The 15,823-nt window shown below is 40.5% G+C and carries 15 protein-coding genes; 11 read left to right on the top strand and 4 right to left on the bottom strand.

The features are described 5' to 3' along the window. Positions 1 to 2: 2 nt before the first annotated feature. Complete coding sequence (gene bioB / locus H5157_RS07300) at positions 3 to 1,043, bottom strand: biotin synthase BioB (RefSeq protein WP_182724439.1); 1,041 nt, start codon at positions 1,041 to 1,043, stop codon at positions 3 to 5. A 94-nt stretch (positions 1,044 to 1,137) separates the two neighbouring features. On the opposite strand from bioB, the gene bioA reads away from it, so the two are divergent. From bioA to H5157_RS07270, 6 genes are all read left to right on the top strand, one after another. Further along, positions 1,138 to 2,439 carry an adenosylmethionine--8-amino-7-oxononanoate transaminase gene (bioA, locus tag H5157_RS07295; RefSeq protein WP_182724438.1) on the top strand — a complete coding sequence of 434 codons (1,302 nt, stop codon included), beginning with the start codon at positions 1,138 to 1,140 and terminating at the stop codon, positions 2,437 to 2,439. Between the two features lie 171 nt (positions 2,440 to 2,610). Continuing rightward, positions 2,611 to 3,423 carry a hypothetical protein gene (locus H5157_RS07290; protein ID WP_002961238.1) on the top strand — a complete coding sequence of 271 codons (813 nt, stop codon included), beginning with the start codon at positions 2,611 to 2,613 and terminating at the stop codon, positions 3,421 to 3,423. Then, positions 3,424 to 4,464: an extracellular solute-binding protein gene (locus H5157_RS07285; protein ID WP_024606722.1), complete on the top strand. Its 1,041-nt coding sequence runs from the start codon at positions 3,424 to 3,426 to the stop codon at positions 4,462 to 4,464. Beyond that, on the top strand, positions 4,464 to 5,963 hold the full coding sequence (locus H5157_RS07280) for an iron ABC transporter permease (RefSeq protein ID WP_024597048.1): 1,500 nt from the start codon (positions 4,464 to 4,466) through the stop codon (positions 5,961 to 5,963). The genes H5157_RS07285 and H5157_RS07280 overlap by 1 nt, the downstream gene beginning before the upstream one ends. A gap of 14 nt (positions 5,964 to 5,977) precedes the next feature. Continuing rightward, positions 5,978 to 6,994, top strand: coding sequence for an ABC transporter ATP-binding protein (locus H5157_RS07275; RefSeq protein WP_024604310.1), 1,017 nt, complete (start codon positions 5,978 to 5,980; stop codon positions 6,992 to 6,994). Between the two features lie 35 nt (positions 6,995 to 7,029). Then, positions 7,030 to 7,659 carry a Vat family streptogramin A O-acetyltransferase gene (locus H5157_RS07270; protein WP_182724437.1) on the top strand — a complete coding sequence of 210 codons (630 nt, stop codon included), beginning with the start codon at positions 7,030 to 7,032 and terminating at the stop codon, positions 7,657 to 7,659. A 4-nt stretch (positions 7,660 to 7,663) separates the two neighbouring features. Here H5157_RS07270 and H5157_RS07265 read toward each other — a convergent pair whose 3' ends face one another. Then, the gene (locus tag H5157_RS07265; RefSeq protein WP_002961231.1) at positions 7,664 to 8,098 is read right to left on the bottom strand and encodes an ATP-binding protein; all 435 of its coding nucleotides are present in this window, start codon (positions 8,096 to 8,098) and stop codon (positions 7,664 to 7,666) included. A 297-nt stretch (positions 8,099 to 8,395) separates the two neighbouring features. Between H5157_RS07265 and asnS the strand changes: the two genes are divergently transcribed. Further along, entirely contained in the window at positions 8,396 to 9,793 is a 1,398-nt protein-coding gene (gene asnS, locus H5157_RS07260; RefSeq protein ID WP_002961230.1) for an asparagine--tRNA ligase, read from the top strand. 139 nt (positions 9,794 to 9,932) lie between these two features. Here asnS and H5157_RS07255 read toward each other — a convergent pair whose 3' ends face one another. Further along, positions 9,933 to 10,859, bottom strand: a complete 927-nt coding sequence (locus tag H5157_RS07255) for an electron transfer flavoprotein subunit alpha/FixB family protein (protein ID WP_182692832.1) — start codon at positions 10,857 to 10,859, stop codon at positions 9,933 to 9,935. Beyond that, positions 10,860 to 11,609, bottom strand: coding sequence for an electron transfer flavoprotein subunit beta/FixA family protein (locus H5157_RS07250; protein WP_182711215.1), 750 nt, complete (start codon positions 11,607 to 11,609; stop codon positions 10,860 to 10,862). A 221-nt stretch (positions 11,610 to 11,830) separates the two neighbouring features. On the opposite strand from H5157_RS07250, the gene H5157_RS07245 reads away from it, so the two are divergent. The 4 genes from H5157_RS07245 (at position 11,831) to tsaA (ending at position 15,821) form a co-directional block, all read left to right on the top strand. Continuing rightward, positions 11,831 to 13,477 (top strand): electron transfer flavoprotein-ubiquinone oxidoreductase, encoded by a 1,647-nt coding sequence (locus H5157_RS07245; protein ID WP_182724436.1) that lies wholly within the window; start codon positions 11,831 to 11,833, stop codon positions 13,475 to 13,477. Between the two features lie 132 nt (positions 13,478 to 13,609). Continuing rightward, positions 13,610 to 14,074, top strand: coding sequence for an acyl-CoA thioesterase (locus tag H5157_RS07240; protein WP_002961226.1), 465 nt, complete (start codon positions 13,610 to 13,612; stop codon positions 14,072 to 14,074). A 259-nt stretch (positions 14,075 to 14,333) separates the two neighbouring features. Then, complete coding sequence (locus H5157_RS07235) at positions 14,334 to 14,903, top strand: outer membrane beta-barrel protein (RefSeq protein WP_002961225.1); 570 nt, start codon at positions 14,334 to 14,336, stop codon at positions 14,901 to 14,903. 213 nt (positions 14,904 to 15,116) lie between these two features. After that, entirely contained in the window at positions 15,117 to 15,821 is a 705-nt protein-coding gene (gene tsaA, locus H5157_RS07230) for a tRNA (N6-threonylcarbamoyladenosine(37)-N6)-methyltransferase TrmO (protein WP_024596821.1), read from the top strand. The last annotated feature ends 2 nt before the right edge of the window (positions 15,822 to 15,823 follow it).

Here is a 15,823-nt window from a genome sequence, read left to right as displayed (position 1 = left end):
GCCTACGCTTCGTAAAACAATTCAGAGGTTGCTTTGTCGGCTACTTGCGATGAAAGCGAGGCTTCAACTGCTTCGTCTGAATAGTCGTGACGTTTTTCTGGGTTCATGCCTAGTTTTTTAATTAGGTTCATATCGGCATCAGCGTCGGGATTTTCGGTGGTAAGGAGTTTATCACCATAAAATATTGAGTTAGCGCCTGCAAAAAAGCACATCGATTGCATTTGCTCGTTCATGGCGTTACGCCCTGCCGATAAACGTACATAACTGTGTGGCATCATAATGCGCGCTGTTGCTATGGTACGTATAAATTCAAAGTGATCTAAATCGTCTACGTTTTCAAGCGGAGTGCCTTTAACTTTAACGAGCATATTAATAGGCACGCTTTCTGGCTGTTGTGGCAAATTAGCTAGTTGCATAAGTAGTCCAAAACGGTCGCTTGCTTGCTCACCCATACCGACTATTCCGCCCGAGCATACTTTCATACCGGCATCGCGTACGTGGTCAATGGTATTTAATCTATCTTGAAAAGTACGGGTTGATATAATTTGCTCGTAATACTCAGGTGACGTGTCAAGGTTATGGTTGTAGTAATCAAGCCCAGCGTCTCTAAGTTCATGAGCTTTTTCATTTGTGAGTTTACCTAGCGTCATACAGGTTTCTAACCCTAGCTCTTTTACTTCTTTAACCATTTGCGAAATGTATGGCATGTCTCTGTCTTTTGGATCTGACCATGCAGCCCCCATACAAAAACGGGTAGCGCCTTTTTGTTTTGCAAGGCGTGCTTGCTCTACTACTTTTTCTACTTCTATTAAGCGTTCGCGTTCTAAATCTGTTCGGTAATGCCCCGACTGCGGACAGTACTTACAGTCTTCTGGGCAAGCGCCTGTTTTAATTGATAACAACGTAGAAATTTGCACTTCATTTGGGTTGAAGTTAGCACGGTGAACCGATGCGGCTTTAAAAAGTAAATCGTTAAATGGCATTTCAAATAATGCTTTAACTTCAGCGTGGTTCCAATCGTGACGAACAGGTGCAAGTTCCATAATACTCTCTTATTTTTTTCTCAGCGGTGATATTGGCTTAGTCTACGAGTTGAAGTACCATTGTCAACGAAGCCCACCAAGTTAAAGTTTACATATGATTAAAAAGAATGCGATTGACCTTGATTTTGATCGTGAGCACATTTGGCACCCATATACATCGATGACTAAGCCAATTCCGGTATACCCTGTTACACATGCTAATCACAATATTATTCACCTCGAAACTGGCGAGCAATTAATCGATGGCATGGCCTCGTGGTGGAGCGCAATACATGGCTATAATAACCCTGTTATAAATAACGCCATGATTGAGCAAATTAATAATATGAGCCACATTATGTTTGGCGGTATTACGCATAACAGCGCGGTAGAGCTGTGCAAAAAAATAGTAAATATAACGCCGCCTAGTTTAACTAAAGTGTTTTTAGCCGACAGCGGATCGGTAAGTGTTGAAGTAGCAATAAAAATGGCGCTGCAATATTGGTTAAGCCAAGGCATTACAACAAAACAAAAATTAATGACGCCTTACAAGGGCTACCATGGCGACACCTTTGCAGCCATGAGCGTATGCGACCCCGTTAACTCAATGCATAGTTTATATTCAGGCTTTTTACCTGAACACGTTTTTGTGCCTGCACCGGTTAGTCAATTTGGGTTCGAGTTTAACCAAACTGAAGCCCAAGAGCTTGAAGAATACTTTAAAGCAAACCACAGCCAAGTAGCCGCCTTTATCATTGAGCCTATTGTACAAAACGCAGGTGGTATGAACTTTTATCACCCTGATTATTTAGCCTGCGTGCGTAAATTATGCACCCAATATAACGTACTGCTAATTTGCGACGAAATTGCCACAGGCTTTGGCCGTACAGGTAAATTATTTGCTGTAGAGCACGCCAATATAGAACCCGATATAATGTGTATTGGTAAAGCATTAACCGGCGGTTCAATGACGCTATCGGCCACTATCACTAGCGATAAAATAGCCATTGGCATAAGCGAAGGTGAAGCCGGTGTTTTAATGCACGGCCCTACGTTTATGGGTAATCCGCTTGCCTGTGCAGCGGCCTGCGCAAGTATTGATTTATTACTTGAACAAAACTGGCAACAACGAATAAAGCAAATAAACACACAGCTACAACAACTTAATCAATGCAGTGAACTAGATGCGGTTGCCAATGTGCGTACCTTAGGAGCAATAGGTGTTGTTGAACTGAACGAGGCTGCGGGCAATGTTGATGTTGCTAAAATTCAGGCTTATTTTGTAGTGCAAGGTGTATGGATACGCCCATTCGGTAAACTAATTTACCTTATGCCACCGTATATAAGTGACGACACAAGTATAAAAACACTGTGTGATGCCATTTATAATGCCATTAAAGGCAAGCATTACGCTTAATAGTCGGTCTCAATAACTAATCCTAATACAGGTTATAGCGTTATTTGCTGTAACCTACCGCTACATTTAGTGTTTTTATCTATTAAGCGAGTTTGTAGTTATTGATCTCGTTAACCATTAGCTATATGATAATGTCTATCATTTACAATTACCTTTTTGGACTTCTTTGCTATGAAATTACTATTTAAACCAGCCAAAACTTTAGGTGCAAGCCTTTTACTAGCCTCGGCGTTTATGGCTCAACCAGTATTAGCTAACGGCCCTATTGGCGAGCATGTTAATCATCTTCAAGCTAACCTTAAAAGTTACGCAGAAGAAGTAGAATGGATGGTAGGCAAAGTTGATACCATGGTAAGCGACTACGATACTAAAGGCGCAAAATCTGTAAAAACTGATGATTTAATTGAATATTGGGAATCAGTTAAGTTTCACAGCGCAATAGAAACTAACTTTGTACCAGTATACGCTTCTATTTGGCAGGGTCTTTATGGCGTAAAAATGGCCATTGATAATAAAGAGCCTGCTGAGGAAGTTCGTAAACAGCAAAAAGCGATGAACATAGCCTTGTGGCAAGGCCTTGGGGCTGTTAAGCTTGCTGCAAAATTCCAGCAAAAAGGCTTGTTAGACACTGTAAAAGCAACCGCTACAACTCAAATGACACAAAGTGCCACAATTGATGAAATTAAGCACAAATTAGACCGTGTAGTAGCAAAATTTGCTGAGCGTTTACGAGACGAAGCAACTGAAATTGTTCACGATACTTATCTGCACCTGTTTGAAGGCGTTGAAGGTACACTTATTGAACAAGATGCAAAACTAGTTGAAGTGCTGGAAAAAGACTTTAACGTAACACTGCCACAAGCCATTAAAAACAGCAAAAGCGTAGACGAAGTACGCGATGTGATCAGTGATATGCAAACAAAATTAGACCGCGCTAAGGTTTTAATAGAAAAAGCCGAAAAAGCACGTAAGGATGTATTTTAAGTGAAGCGTAGGACCTTTATTCAAGGCCTAGCTGCGTTAGGGGTGGTTGGCTCATTGCCACTGCCTCTTTCTCGTGCGCTAGCCGCTGATATAGCAAACCCTGTTTCTGTTGACGATTTACCAAAGCTCAAAGGCGAGTTAACGCTTTATTTAGGCCGAGGCGAAGGTGGTTTGTATGAAAACGTATTACAAGCAATCCAGAAAAAAAATCCAGACTTTAAACTCGGTATACGCCGAGGTCCTACTGCTGCTTTAGCAAATACCATTGTTGCAGAAGCTAAAGCTGGCGTTCGCCGCGCTGATTTATTTTGGGCAGTTGATTCAGGCGCAATTGGTTTAGTAACCGATGCTGGCCTTGCACAACCTATCCCAGGTGATTTATCTGCTCAGTTACAACCACAATTTAGATATAAAGAGTGGGCACCTGTAACTGGCCGTATTCGTACATTGCCATATAACACGTCGCGTTTGACTAAAGATCAAATTCCAACAAGTATTATGGAAATTGCCGACAGCGATTTAAGTATTGGCTGGGCGCCCGCCTACGCTTCTTTTCAATCGTTTGTAACCGCAATGCGAATCTTAGAAGGCGATGACAAAACCGCTAAGTGGCTTAAAAAGATTCAAAAACGTGCTAAAACATACGCCGGCGAGCTAGGTGTTGTTATGGGCGTTGAACGCGGTGAAGTTGATATTGGTTTTGCTAATCACTATTACACTTTGCGTTTAAAATCAGGTAAACCTAATGCCAAGCTAGATTTAGCATTTACACAAAATGATGCGGGCTGTTTAGTTAATGCATCGGGTGTATTAGCGCTTAACGACGATCCGCTTGCAACTAACTTTATGCGTTACTTACTAAGTAAAGAAGTACAAGGTTACTTAGCCAGTGAAGCGTACGAAATTCCGTTAGTAAATGGTATTACCCAACCTGAGGGTTTACCGTCACTTGCTAATATTTCTCCACCTAAAGTAGATTTAACACAGCTAGCTGATTTACGCCCTACTATAGATTTGATGCGAAGCAGCGGCGTATTGTAATGAAAATACCTGCCTCTTATCCAATGGCGCTGCTTGCAGCGCTTGTTGCGCTTACCCCTGTTTATGTATTAATTGTGCTTGCAAGCGATGCGAGCTCAGTGTTTGACACCCACAACCTGCAAATTTTAGGTAACACCTTATCGTTAATGGGTTTAACGGTACTTGGGTCTATTTTAATTGGTGTGCCACTGGCGTTTATTAGCGCGTATGTGCATTTACCATTTAAAAAGCTCTGGCTGGTTGTATTTGCAGCCCCACTGGCAATTCCCAGTTATATTGGCGCATTTACACTTTATGCTGCTTTTGGCCCCGGTGGCGAAATAAATACCTTAACAGGAATAGAAACACCATCAATGTATGGCCTAACAGGTGCCGCCATTGTAATGACGCTTTATACCTTCCCGTTTGTAATGATGACAACTCGCTCATCCCTACTGAGCCTTGATGCAAGCATGGTTAATGCCGCACGAACGCTGGGCATGTCGATGACGCAAAGTATATTTAAAGTTATATTACCGCGCGTAGTTAACGGTATTGCAGCAGGCTCTTTGTTAGTCGCGCTTTATACGTTATCAGACTTTGGTACGCCCGCAATGATGCGCCTAGATACCTTTACCCGCGTAATTTATGTTGAATACAACGCCTTTGCGTTAGGGCGCGCTGCAATGCTTTCACTTCAGCTGATGGTTATTGTTGGTTTTTTACTTTTAGTTGAATCACAAATAAAAACAGCACCTGAGCGCCATGGTCGCCCGTTAATTTTATTTCCAAGTAAAGTACAATTAAGTGCCATGTTTGTTACGTTTGCACCTGTTTTACTGCTTGCTATTGGCTTGCCTTTGGCTATATTTTCGCTTTGGTTAGCTCGCGATGGTTTTAGCTCATTTGATTTTAATATTGCGTGGAACTCTACGTATGCATCGGGTATTGCGGCAATTGTAGCCGTTATCGTTGCGATCCCCGTTGCACATGCTGCACTGAGTGGAAAAGCGGGTCGTATAATGGAGCGTGTTACTTACTTTGGTTTTGGTATTCCGGGTATAGTAATGGGCACAGCGCTTGTTTACGGTGGTTTGCAGTTGCCGTTTTTATATCAAACACTGGGATTGCTTATTATTGCTTATATGCTGCGATTTTTACCACTTGCTGTAGGCTCTGTTAGAACAAGCACCGAACACTTAGATCCAAGCTTAGTAAAGTCTGCGCGCGTATTAGGGGCAAGCCCACGTGAAGTATTTACTCGCATAACACTACCTTTAACTATGCGCGGTATTATTGCCGGTGCAGCACTGGTGTTTTTAGAGTCAATGCGCGAACTAGAAGCCACGCTACTACTTGGCCCAACAGGGTTTGAAACCCTCTCTACATATTTATGGCGTGTATACGAAGCGGGCTATTTTGGTCGCGCCGCGATTCCAGGGTTATTGTTAGTAGTGATATCTGCCTGCGGGTTAGCTATTATGATGTCTGGCGAAAAACGCAACCAGTTTGAACATTAAGGATTTAAGAAACAATGCTATCTGTAAGTCAGTTGTCTATAGATTATGGCAGTAACCGCGTAGTAAGCGATTTAAACTTTTCGCTGGGTGAAAACGAAATCCTTATGCTTGTAGGGCCAACAGGTTGTGGTAAAAGTACAATTTTACAAGCCCTTGCTGGCCTTATACCTATTAGCGAAGGCGAAATAAACACAGGTAAATGGCGCGCTACACCCAAATTAACAATACCTCCTGAAAAACGCAGTGTAGGCATGGTATTTCAAGATTTTGCGTTATTTCCGCACTTAACCGTACAGCAAAACATTTGCTTTAGATTAAAAGATACAGCCCCTGCTGAGTATTGGATAAACCTACTTGGGTTGAGCGATTTTAGAGACAAAAAACCAGCAACGCTTTCTGGCGGACAAAAGCAGCGCGTTGCACTTGCGCGTACCCTTGCCCACCAACCTGACTTTGTATTACTTGATGAGCCGCTTTCAAACTTAGATGCCGCTCTTAAAGACATGCTTCGTTGGGATATTAGAAACGCACTTAAAGCCGCTGGCGTACCGGCGATTTGGGTAACACATGACCAAGAAGAAGCACTCTCAGTTGGCGATCGTGTTGGTGTGCTTAAAGGCGGTAAAATTCAGCAAATCGATACACCCGAGCGCTGCTTTAGTACCCCAAACAATCGCTTTGTAGCACGTTTTTTAGGTGAAGCCAGCTTTATTAGCGGCCAATTTAGCCAAGGACAAGCCACTACCTCAATTGGTAATGCGCCAGCTCATGGCGTTGACTGTGAAAGTGGCGACGTTGATGTACTACTTCGACCAGACGATGTGTTACTTGTACAAAGCAGTGTTGGCAATAACGGCGAAGTAATTTGGGTACGATTTGAAGGTGGCAGCCGCTTGTGCGCTGTAAAACTTGCGTGCTCTACGGTTGTAACTAGCCGAGTAAGCCATGAAGTTGTGGTAAACCCAGGCGACGAAGTGCATGTATCACTAAGCACATCGCACCCACTAGCCGTTTATAAATCTATAGATTAATATCTATACCTAACTCAAAGTTAAGAGGAAACCCCATGAACGGACCAAACCCCAATAATCCTTCACCAATGGAAGGTTTTCCTCAAGTAGGTTTTTTAAAAAACTATATTACTTCTATCAATATTGAAGTAGGCGATTATACATATTATGACGATCCTGATGGCCCTGAGAATTTTGAAAAAAATGTGCTTTACCATTTCGATTTTATTGGGGATCGTCTGATCATAGGTAAGTTTTGTGCGATAGCTAAAGACGTTACTTTTATAATGAATGGCGCTAACCATCAAACTTCTGGATTTTCTACTTATCCATTTTTTATATTTGGTAATGGCTGGGAAAAATTTGTACCAAAATCAAATGATTTACCCTTTAAAGGCAATACAGAAATTGGTCATGATGTTTGGATTGGTTATAACGCTACAATTATGCCCGGGGTAAAAATTGGCAGCGGCGCTATTATTGCCAGTAAATCAGTTGTTACCTGCGATGTACCTGCTTATAGCATTGTAGGTGGAAATCCCGCTAAAGTGATAAAAACCAGATTTGACGATAAAACAATAAATACGCTGCTAGATATAGCTTGGTGGGATTGGAGCAATGAAAAAATCACTGCTCATTTAGATGCCATTACACAATGCGATATAAAAGCCTTATCTAATCTCTAAGTCATTACCACTCAAACATGTAGGCCATTTTACTTATTGTTTTTAGCGGCACATTATGTGAGTTTCGTTTAGCGTATAGGTGCTGCATAGCTTTGTCTTTTACTTCACCCACTATCACTTCTTTTACTTGATAACCTAAAGCAACGGCAGCTTGAGAGTAAGCTATAAATTCCCATTTTTTAATATTGGTGTTATCTACAATCACCAATGGAATGCCTTGAGCAAGTGCATTTATAAAGCGCGCCAAATTTAAATTATGAAATTGTGGTAACTTAAATTTATCGAAATGATATTCGCCCTGCTCATTATTAAAGTAATCATCAGTTGAGCAAATTAGATACTGACTTTCGTCGGCTCCACCTAATTCGTCAGCAAGGCTTTGCGCGTAGTAAGACTTACCACTTCCTGGTAGTCCTCGTAAAATAAAAACTTGTTTCATAGCATCGATTTTTTAAGGGTGAATAAATATTAATTTAGTTTGGATGTTAATAATGCCACAAAATCATTAAATTTCAGAGCAACAAATCATAATAGTGGCAATTAAACTCTAAAAACTGTTTAAAAATAAACCGCATGCATAAAAACTTTTAAAGAGTTGCCCACAATAGTTTTTTTATTTAACTTTACTAGGTAAGATACAGGGTTCAAGTGCAGCGCCGTTTATGTGCAATTTATGCCCGCGTGTTGCGCACAGTTAAAATAAAATAGTTAGGCAACTTATATCATTGGAGTGAAGATGAGCCATTTAGCGATTTCAGAGCTATTAAAAGGCAATGTTGCGGTAGACAGCCAAGTAACAATTAAAGGCTGGATCCGTACTCGCCGCGATTCAAAAGCAGGAATTTCATTTTTAGCCGTTCATGACGGTTCGTGTTTTGATCCTATTCAAGCGGTAGTTCCTAATTCACTGAATAATTATGATGAAGTTACTAGCTTAACAGCCGGTTGTTCTGTGTCGGTTACTGGTGTTTTAGTTCAATCTGCTGGCCAAGGTCAATCTTACGAAATTCAAGCTAACTCAGTGACTGTGTTAGGTTGGGTAGAAAACCCAGATTCATACCCAATGTCGGCAAAGCGCCACAGCATTGAGTACTTACGTGAGCACGCTCACCTTCGCCCTCGTACAAATATGATTGGCGCGGTAACTCGTGTACGTAACTGTTTAGCACAAGCTATTCACCGTTTTTACCACGAGCAAGGCTTTTACTGGATCAGCACGCCAATCATTACGGCAAGTGACTGTGAAGGCGCGGGTGAGATGTTCCGTGTATCAACGCTAGATATGCAAAACTTACCACTTACAGATAAAGGCGATGTTGATTACAGCGAAGATTTCTTCGGTAAAGAAGCATTCCTTACTGTATCTGGTCAGTTAAATGGCGAAACTTACGCGTCTGCAATGTCAAAAATTTATACATTTGGCCCTACATTCCGCGCAGAGAATTCAAATACATCTCGCCACCTTGCAGAATTTTGGATGGTAGAACCTGAAGTAGCGTTTGCTGATTTAGAAGACATAGCAAAACTTGCTGAAAACATGCTTAAGTATGTGTTTAAAGCCGTACTTGAAGAGCGCCGTGATGATATGGAATTTTTTGCACAACGTGTAGAAAAAACCGCAATTACGCGTTTAGAAGAGTTTGTAGATAAAGACTTTGCACAAGTTGACTACACAGACGCTGTAGAAATCCTTAAAAACTGTGGCAAAAAGTTTGAGTACGCTGTTGAATGGGGTGTAGATTTACAGTCTGAGCACGAGCGTTACTTAGCTGAAGAGCACTTTAAAGCACCGGTAGTTATTAAAAACTACCCTCGTGACATTAAAGCATTTTACATGCGCCAAAACGAAGACGGTAAAACTGTTGCCGCAATGGACGTTGTAGCACCTGGTATTGGTGAGATCATTGGCGGTTCACAACGTGAGGAACGCCTTGATGTACTTGATGCACGCTTAGAAGAAATGGGCTTAAACAAAGAAGATTACAGCTGGTACCGCGATTTACGTAAATACGGTAGCGTGCCGCACTCAGGCTTTGGTTTAGGCTTTGAACGCTTAGTTGCTTATGTAACAGGTATGGGCAACGTACGTGACGTTATTGCCTTCCCTCGTACTAAAGGCAGCGCAACTTACTAATATTTAGTAAGATGTATATAAATACTAAAAACCAGCCAATAGGCTGGTTTTTTTGTGTCTTTAATCTACCGAATAAAAAAGCCGCAGCACTCAAAGAGCACCACGGCTTTCAACCAGAATAAGTTTGTTTAGTTAAAGACTATAAAGCACTCTCTAACTGTGGCAGTACTTCAAATAAATCTGCCACTAAACCGTAATCTGCAACTTGAAAAATAGGTGCGTCAGGGTCTTTATTAATCGCGACGATTACTTTTGAGTCTTTCATACCCGCTAAATGCTGAATAGCACCGCTAATACCTACTGCAATGTATAAATTAGGCGCTACAATTTTACCTGTTTGCCCTACTTGCATGTCGTTAGGTACAAAGCCTGCATCAACTGCTGCACGCGATGCACCAATAGCTGCACCTAGTTTATCGGCAATACCATTAAGTAATGCAAAGTTTTCGCCGTTTTGCATACCGCGACCACCCGATATGACCACACTAGCTGCTGTAAGCTCAGGGCGTTCTGATTCGGTTTGCTCTACACTTACAAAGCTGCTTAATTGCGAATCTGATACTGTATCAATACTTGTTATAGCAACAGCTGATTGCTCACCTTGTAAATCAAAGCTACTGGCACGCACGGTAATTACTTTTTTACTGTCGAGTGATTTAACCGTGGCGATTGCATTACCTGCATAAATTGGACGTTTAAATGTATCGGCGTCCACTACTGCGATAATTTCAGAAATTTGCGCAACATCTAATAGCGCAGCAACACGTGGCATAAAGTTTTTGCCCGTTGTAGTAGCACTTGCAACAATGTGGCTGTAGGTGTCGCTAAGTGATAAAACTAAATCGCTCATGTTCTCAGCTAACTGATGTTCATAAACGCTATTATCGGCAACTAAAACATTAGCTATGCCATCAATGCTTGCAACTTGTGAGCTCATTGCGCTTAAGTTGTTACCTGCTATTAGTACATCAATAGGAAAGCCCATTTTTACTGCAGCGTTAATAGTTTTTGAGGTTTCTGGTTTTAAGGCACCGTTGTCGTGCTCTGCAATTACGAGTGTTTTCATTTAAATCACCTTTGCCTCTGTTTTTAATTTTTCTACAAGCTGTGCAACGTCTTCTACAATAATTCCTGCGGTGCGTTTAGCTGGCTCTTCAACACTTATTAATTGCATACGCGGTGTTAAATCAACACCAAGCGAATCTGCTGCTATTACTTCAAGCGGCTTACGTTTGGCTTTCATAATATTTGGCAGTGATGCATAGCGAGGCTCATTTAAGCGTAAATCAGTTGTAACAACCGCCGGTAAATTAAGTGCTACCGTTTGCAGCCCGCCATCAACTTCGCGAGTTACGTTTACTTTGCCATTTTCAATAGCAACTTTTGATGCAAATGTGCCCTGCCCGCGATTAGTTAATGCAGCAAGCATTTGACCTGTTTGATTATTATCTGAGTCAATTGACTGCTTACCTAAAATGACAAGTTCAGGCGTTTCTTGCTCTACAATTTTAGCGAGTAGTTTTGCAATATGAAGTGACTCGAGCTTTTCATCGGTTTCGATGTGAATGGCTTTGTCAGCGCCCAATGCTAATGCTGTGCGTAATTGTTCTTGTGATGCTTTTGGACCAATAGTTACGGCAACCACTTCAGTGGCGGTACCGGCTTCTTTAAGGCGAATTGCTTCTTCTATAGCAATCTCACAAAACGGGTTCATTGCCATTTTAACGTTGGTTAAATCAACGTCGCTGTTATCACTTTTAACGCGTGCTTTTACGTTGTAATCAATCACTCTTTTTATTGGTACGAGAACTTTCATAGGAACTCCATAATTATTTAAACCTACAAGGTAACGTGCACGTCAACCTATTTATTTTATGAAATTAGACTACTTCCTGTTGACGTAAACGTCAACCTAAAATAACCTTTAACTATTCACAGTCTGTAACGTTTAATTTGCAAAGTTATAAATAGGCTGTACACCTTATTTAAATGCGTAGTAAACATTCAAATAAGTCCGTCATAGATAAAGAGGTTATTATGGTCGAACGTGAAACCATGGAATTTGATGTAGTAATTGTTGGTGCAGGCCCTGCTGGGCTTTCAAGTGCAATTAAACTCGCGCAATTAGCACAAGAAAAACAACAAGAGTGCATGATTTGCGTAGTCGAAAAAGGTTCTGAAGTAGGTGCACATGTACTCTCTGGTGCTGTTTTTGAAACCAGAGCTTTGGATGAACTACTACCTAATTGGCAAGAGCTTGGCGCACCGGTTACAACCAAAGTAACTAATGATGAAATTTATTGGTTTAATAACGAGCAAAAAGCGACATCAATCCCCCACTTTGCTACACCAAAAACATTTCATAATGATGGTAACTTCATTGTATCTATGGGCAATGTATGTCGATGGCTTGCAGAGCAAGCTGAAAGCTTAGGCGTAGAGATATTTCCAGGATTTAGCGCACACTCTTTAATAATTGAAGATGAAGCAGTAAAAGGCATTATTACTGGCGATATGGGTGTAGACAAAGATGGTAATAAAAAAGACGGTTACATGCCAGGCATGGAGCTTCGTGCAAAATACACTATTTTTGCCGAAGGTTGCCGAGGTCATTTAGGTAAACAACTAATCAATGAGTTTGCACTTGATGCAGATTCATCGCCGCAGCATTACGGTTTAGGCTTTAAAGAAATCTGGCAAATAGATGAAAGTAAACATGAGCTTGGCAAGGTAGTTCATGGTACAGGTTGGCCACTTAGCAGCGATACTAATGGTGGTGCATTTATGTATCACAGTGAAAAAAATCAAGTTGTTGTTGGTTTAATTGTTGATTTAAATTACTCAAACCCACATTTGAGCCCGTTTGATGAGTTTCAGCGAATGAAGCACCATCCTGTATTTAAAAACGTACTTGAAGGCGCTGAACGTATTGCTTACGGTGCGCGTGCTATTGCTAAAGGTGGCTTGCATTCATTACCAAAAATGCATTTTGCTGGTGGTTTACTTGTAGGGTGTGATGCAGGCACTCTTAATTTTGCAAAAATTAAAGGTAATCACACTGCAATGAAATCGGGAATGATTGCTGCTGAAGTTATTTTTGAAGCATTGCAAAATGAGTTAGCAAATACCGATTTAACTCATTATCAAACTGCGTTTGAGCAATCGTGGGCATATAAAGAGCTATATCAATCTCGTAACTTTGGCCCTGCTATGCACAAGCTCGGTAAATTTTTAGGTGGTGCGTACAATACGCTTGATCAAAACATTTTTAATGGCGGTTTACCCTTTACGCTTAAAGATAATACGCCCGATCACTCTACCCTTGTTGATGCTAACGCCGCTGACAAAATTGCATACCCAAAACCAGATGGAGACCTTAGCTTTGATAAACTCTCAAGTGTGTTTTTATCAAATACTAACCACGAAGAATCACAGCCTTGTCATTTAAAGCTTAAAGATGCGTCAATTCCTATTAACGTAAATTTAGTTAAATTTGATGAACCCGCACAACGTTATTGCCCTGCAGGCGTTTACGAAGTACAAGAAATTGCAGGCAATAAAGAGTTTGTTATAAATGCCCAAAACTGTGTGCACTGTAAAACCTGCGATATTAAAGACCCAAGCCAAAATATTACATGGGTAACACCTGAAGGTGCGGGTGGGCCAAATTATCCTAATATGTAACTAAATTATGCGCTGTATAGCTATATAACTACGTTTTTTACATATAAATTATAAACATATCCTAAATTGCAGGGGCTTCGGCCCCTTTTTTACGTTATGCTAATAGTAGTTTTAATAATAAGAGTGTTATTTATGCCGTCGTCAAAAGTTATTTTTCGTTTTTTAGCAGAGCCTACTGATGTGAATTTTGGTGGTAAAGTTCATGGTGGGGCCGTCATGAAGTGGATTGACCAAGCAGGTTATGCGTGCGCTGCAGGTTGGAGTGGTCATTACTGCGTAACTGTTTCGGTTGCGGGTGTTAAATTTAGACGCCCTATTTTAGTGGGTCAAATAGTCGAAGTAGAAGCTAAAATTGCCCATACGGGTAGAAGTAGCATGCAAATATTTATTCAAGTTAGGTGTGGCGATCCAAAAACGCAAAATATGGTTGAAACAAACCATTGTGTTATCAGCTTTATTGCAATGGATGAAACGGGCTACCCAATAGAAGTGCCTTCGTTTAAAGCAGTGACCGATGAAGACATTAAATTAGAAAATTACGCTATAAAAATGAAAGAAATAGCAATTGAAACAGAAAACTTACTTCACGAAGTCTAATTAGTAATTTGAATAAAGTAAGGCTATGTAAAAAACTCATTATACTTTGTAAAACATACAACTTATTTTAGAGTACACGATTACACAAAAGTTCACTTTGATTATAAAACACGCTAAACAATGTAAAAACCAATACAAAAGAACTAATTGTGGCGTGTTTTTAATCCATTTTAATATTGGCACGCTCGCTGCAAGTAGATAATTGAAGTTTGATTAATGAAATCAAGCATTTGATTATTTTTTGTAAAGGAGCTATTCAATGATTAAAACACTTTCTCTTTCAGCTATTGCACTAGCAACACTGGGTTTTAACTCTGCAGCACACGCTGACATTTCTGATTTCGATTCTCCACGTATTTATACTGGTATCGGTTACGGTCAATATTCTTTTGAATTTGAAGACAGTGACAACGACACTGACTTTGACGACGATGCACAAATGCTTAAAGGCTATATTGGTACTCAGTTTAACGAATACCTAAGCTTAGAACTTGCTTATCAAAACTTTGATGAAGTAAGTGATATAGACAGTAAAGCTGAAATTGATGGCGTATCGCTTGCCGCACGTTTGGGCTACCCAATAACAGAGAGCTTTTCTGTATATGCAAAAGGCGGTTGGCTTGAGTGGGATGCAGATTACACACAAGATTTACCAGTAGGTGGCGTAACAGCGTCTACAGATGGTGGTGATGCATTTTACGGTGCGGGTATTGAATACGCACTTACAACAAATGTACAGTTTCGTTTAGAGTACGAACGCTACAAACTTGATGACGATATTGATCCAGACATGGATGTAGCGTCTGTATCAGTTCAATACATGTTTTAATTAATCTTTAACATGTATCAGAGGGGTAAGCTTATGAGCTTGCCCTTTTTTGTTTTAGGTCCTTTTTAAATATATTAATACAAAATATAAACCACTCAGTCTAATAAGTGATTTTAAACCGCTTGGTCTATAAGCAATAAACTTACTTACACTAATGCCATAAATACTAAATGCAGGTAGAATAGCGCTCTATTTTATTTGTACCCGAGTACTATGAGCGATTATACCATTTCGGCTATTGGCCACATTGAATCTCCTTATAAACAAAAGTTTGCAATACCTAGGCAGCCTCGTTTAGTGCCACAAGCCAAGGCAAAACTTATTTTTGCACCTGATTTTAATCGCGAAGAGTTTGTACGTGGTTTAGATGAATTTACTCATATTTGGTTGTTATTTCGTTTTCATGAAACGGCCGATAAAGGTTATTCTGCTATGGTTCGCCCACCTCGTTTAGGTGGGAATGAGCGAAAAGGTGTATTTGCTACCCGCGCTACATTTAGACCAAACGCGATTGGTATGAGCGCAGTAAAACTTGAAGGTATTGAATATAAAAACGGACAACTTAGTTTATTACTCGCTGGCATTGATTTACTTGATGGCACCCCCATTATCGATATTAAACCGTACTTACCCTATTCAGATGCAATGCTTGACGCCAGTGCTGGCTTTGCAGATACACGCCCAGAAACACAAATGACGGTTGAATTTAGCCCTCAGGCAATTGAGTTTGTTAATGCGCAAACACAATACCCAGATTTACATGATTTTATAGCTAATGTTTTAAAACAAGATCCCCGCCCTGCCTATAAAAAACAAAAAGACGGCGAGCAAAGCTATGGTATGACTTTGTACAATTATAATATTCGCTGGCAAGTCAATGGCGAGCATAACGTAGTAACAATCATAGAAAAAAACTAAAT

The organism is Pseudoalteromonas sp. SG43-3, from assembly GCF_014164385.1.
GTDB lineage: Bacteria > Pseudomonadota > Gammaproteobacteria > Enterobacterales > Alteromonadaceae > Pseudoalteromonas > Pseudoalteromonas distincta.
The sequence above is the reverse complement of the archived record's forward strand: the minus strand, read 5'-3'. Positions and strand labels throughout refer to the sequence as shown.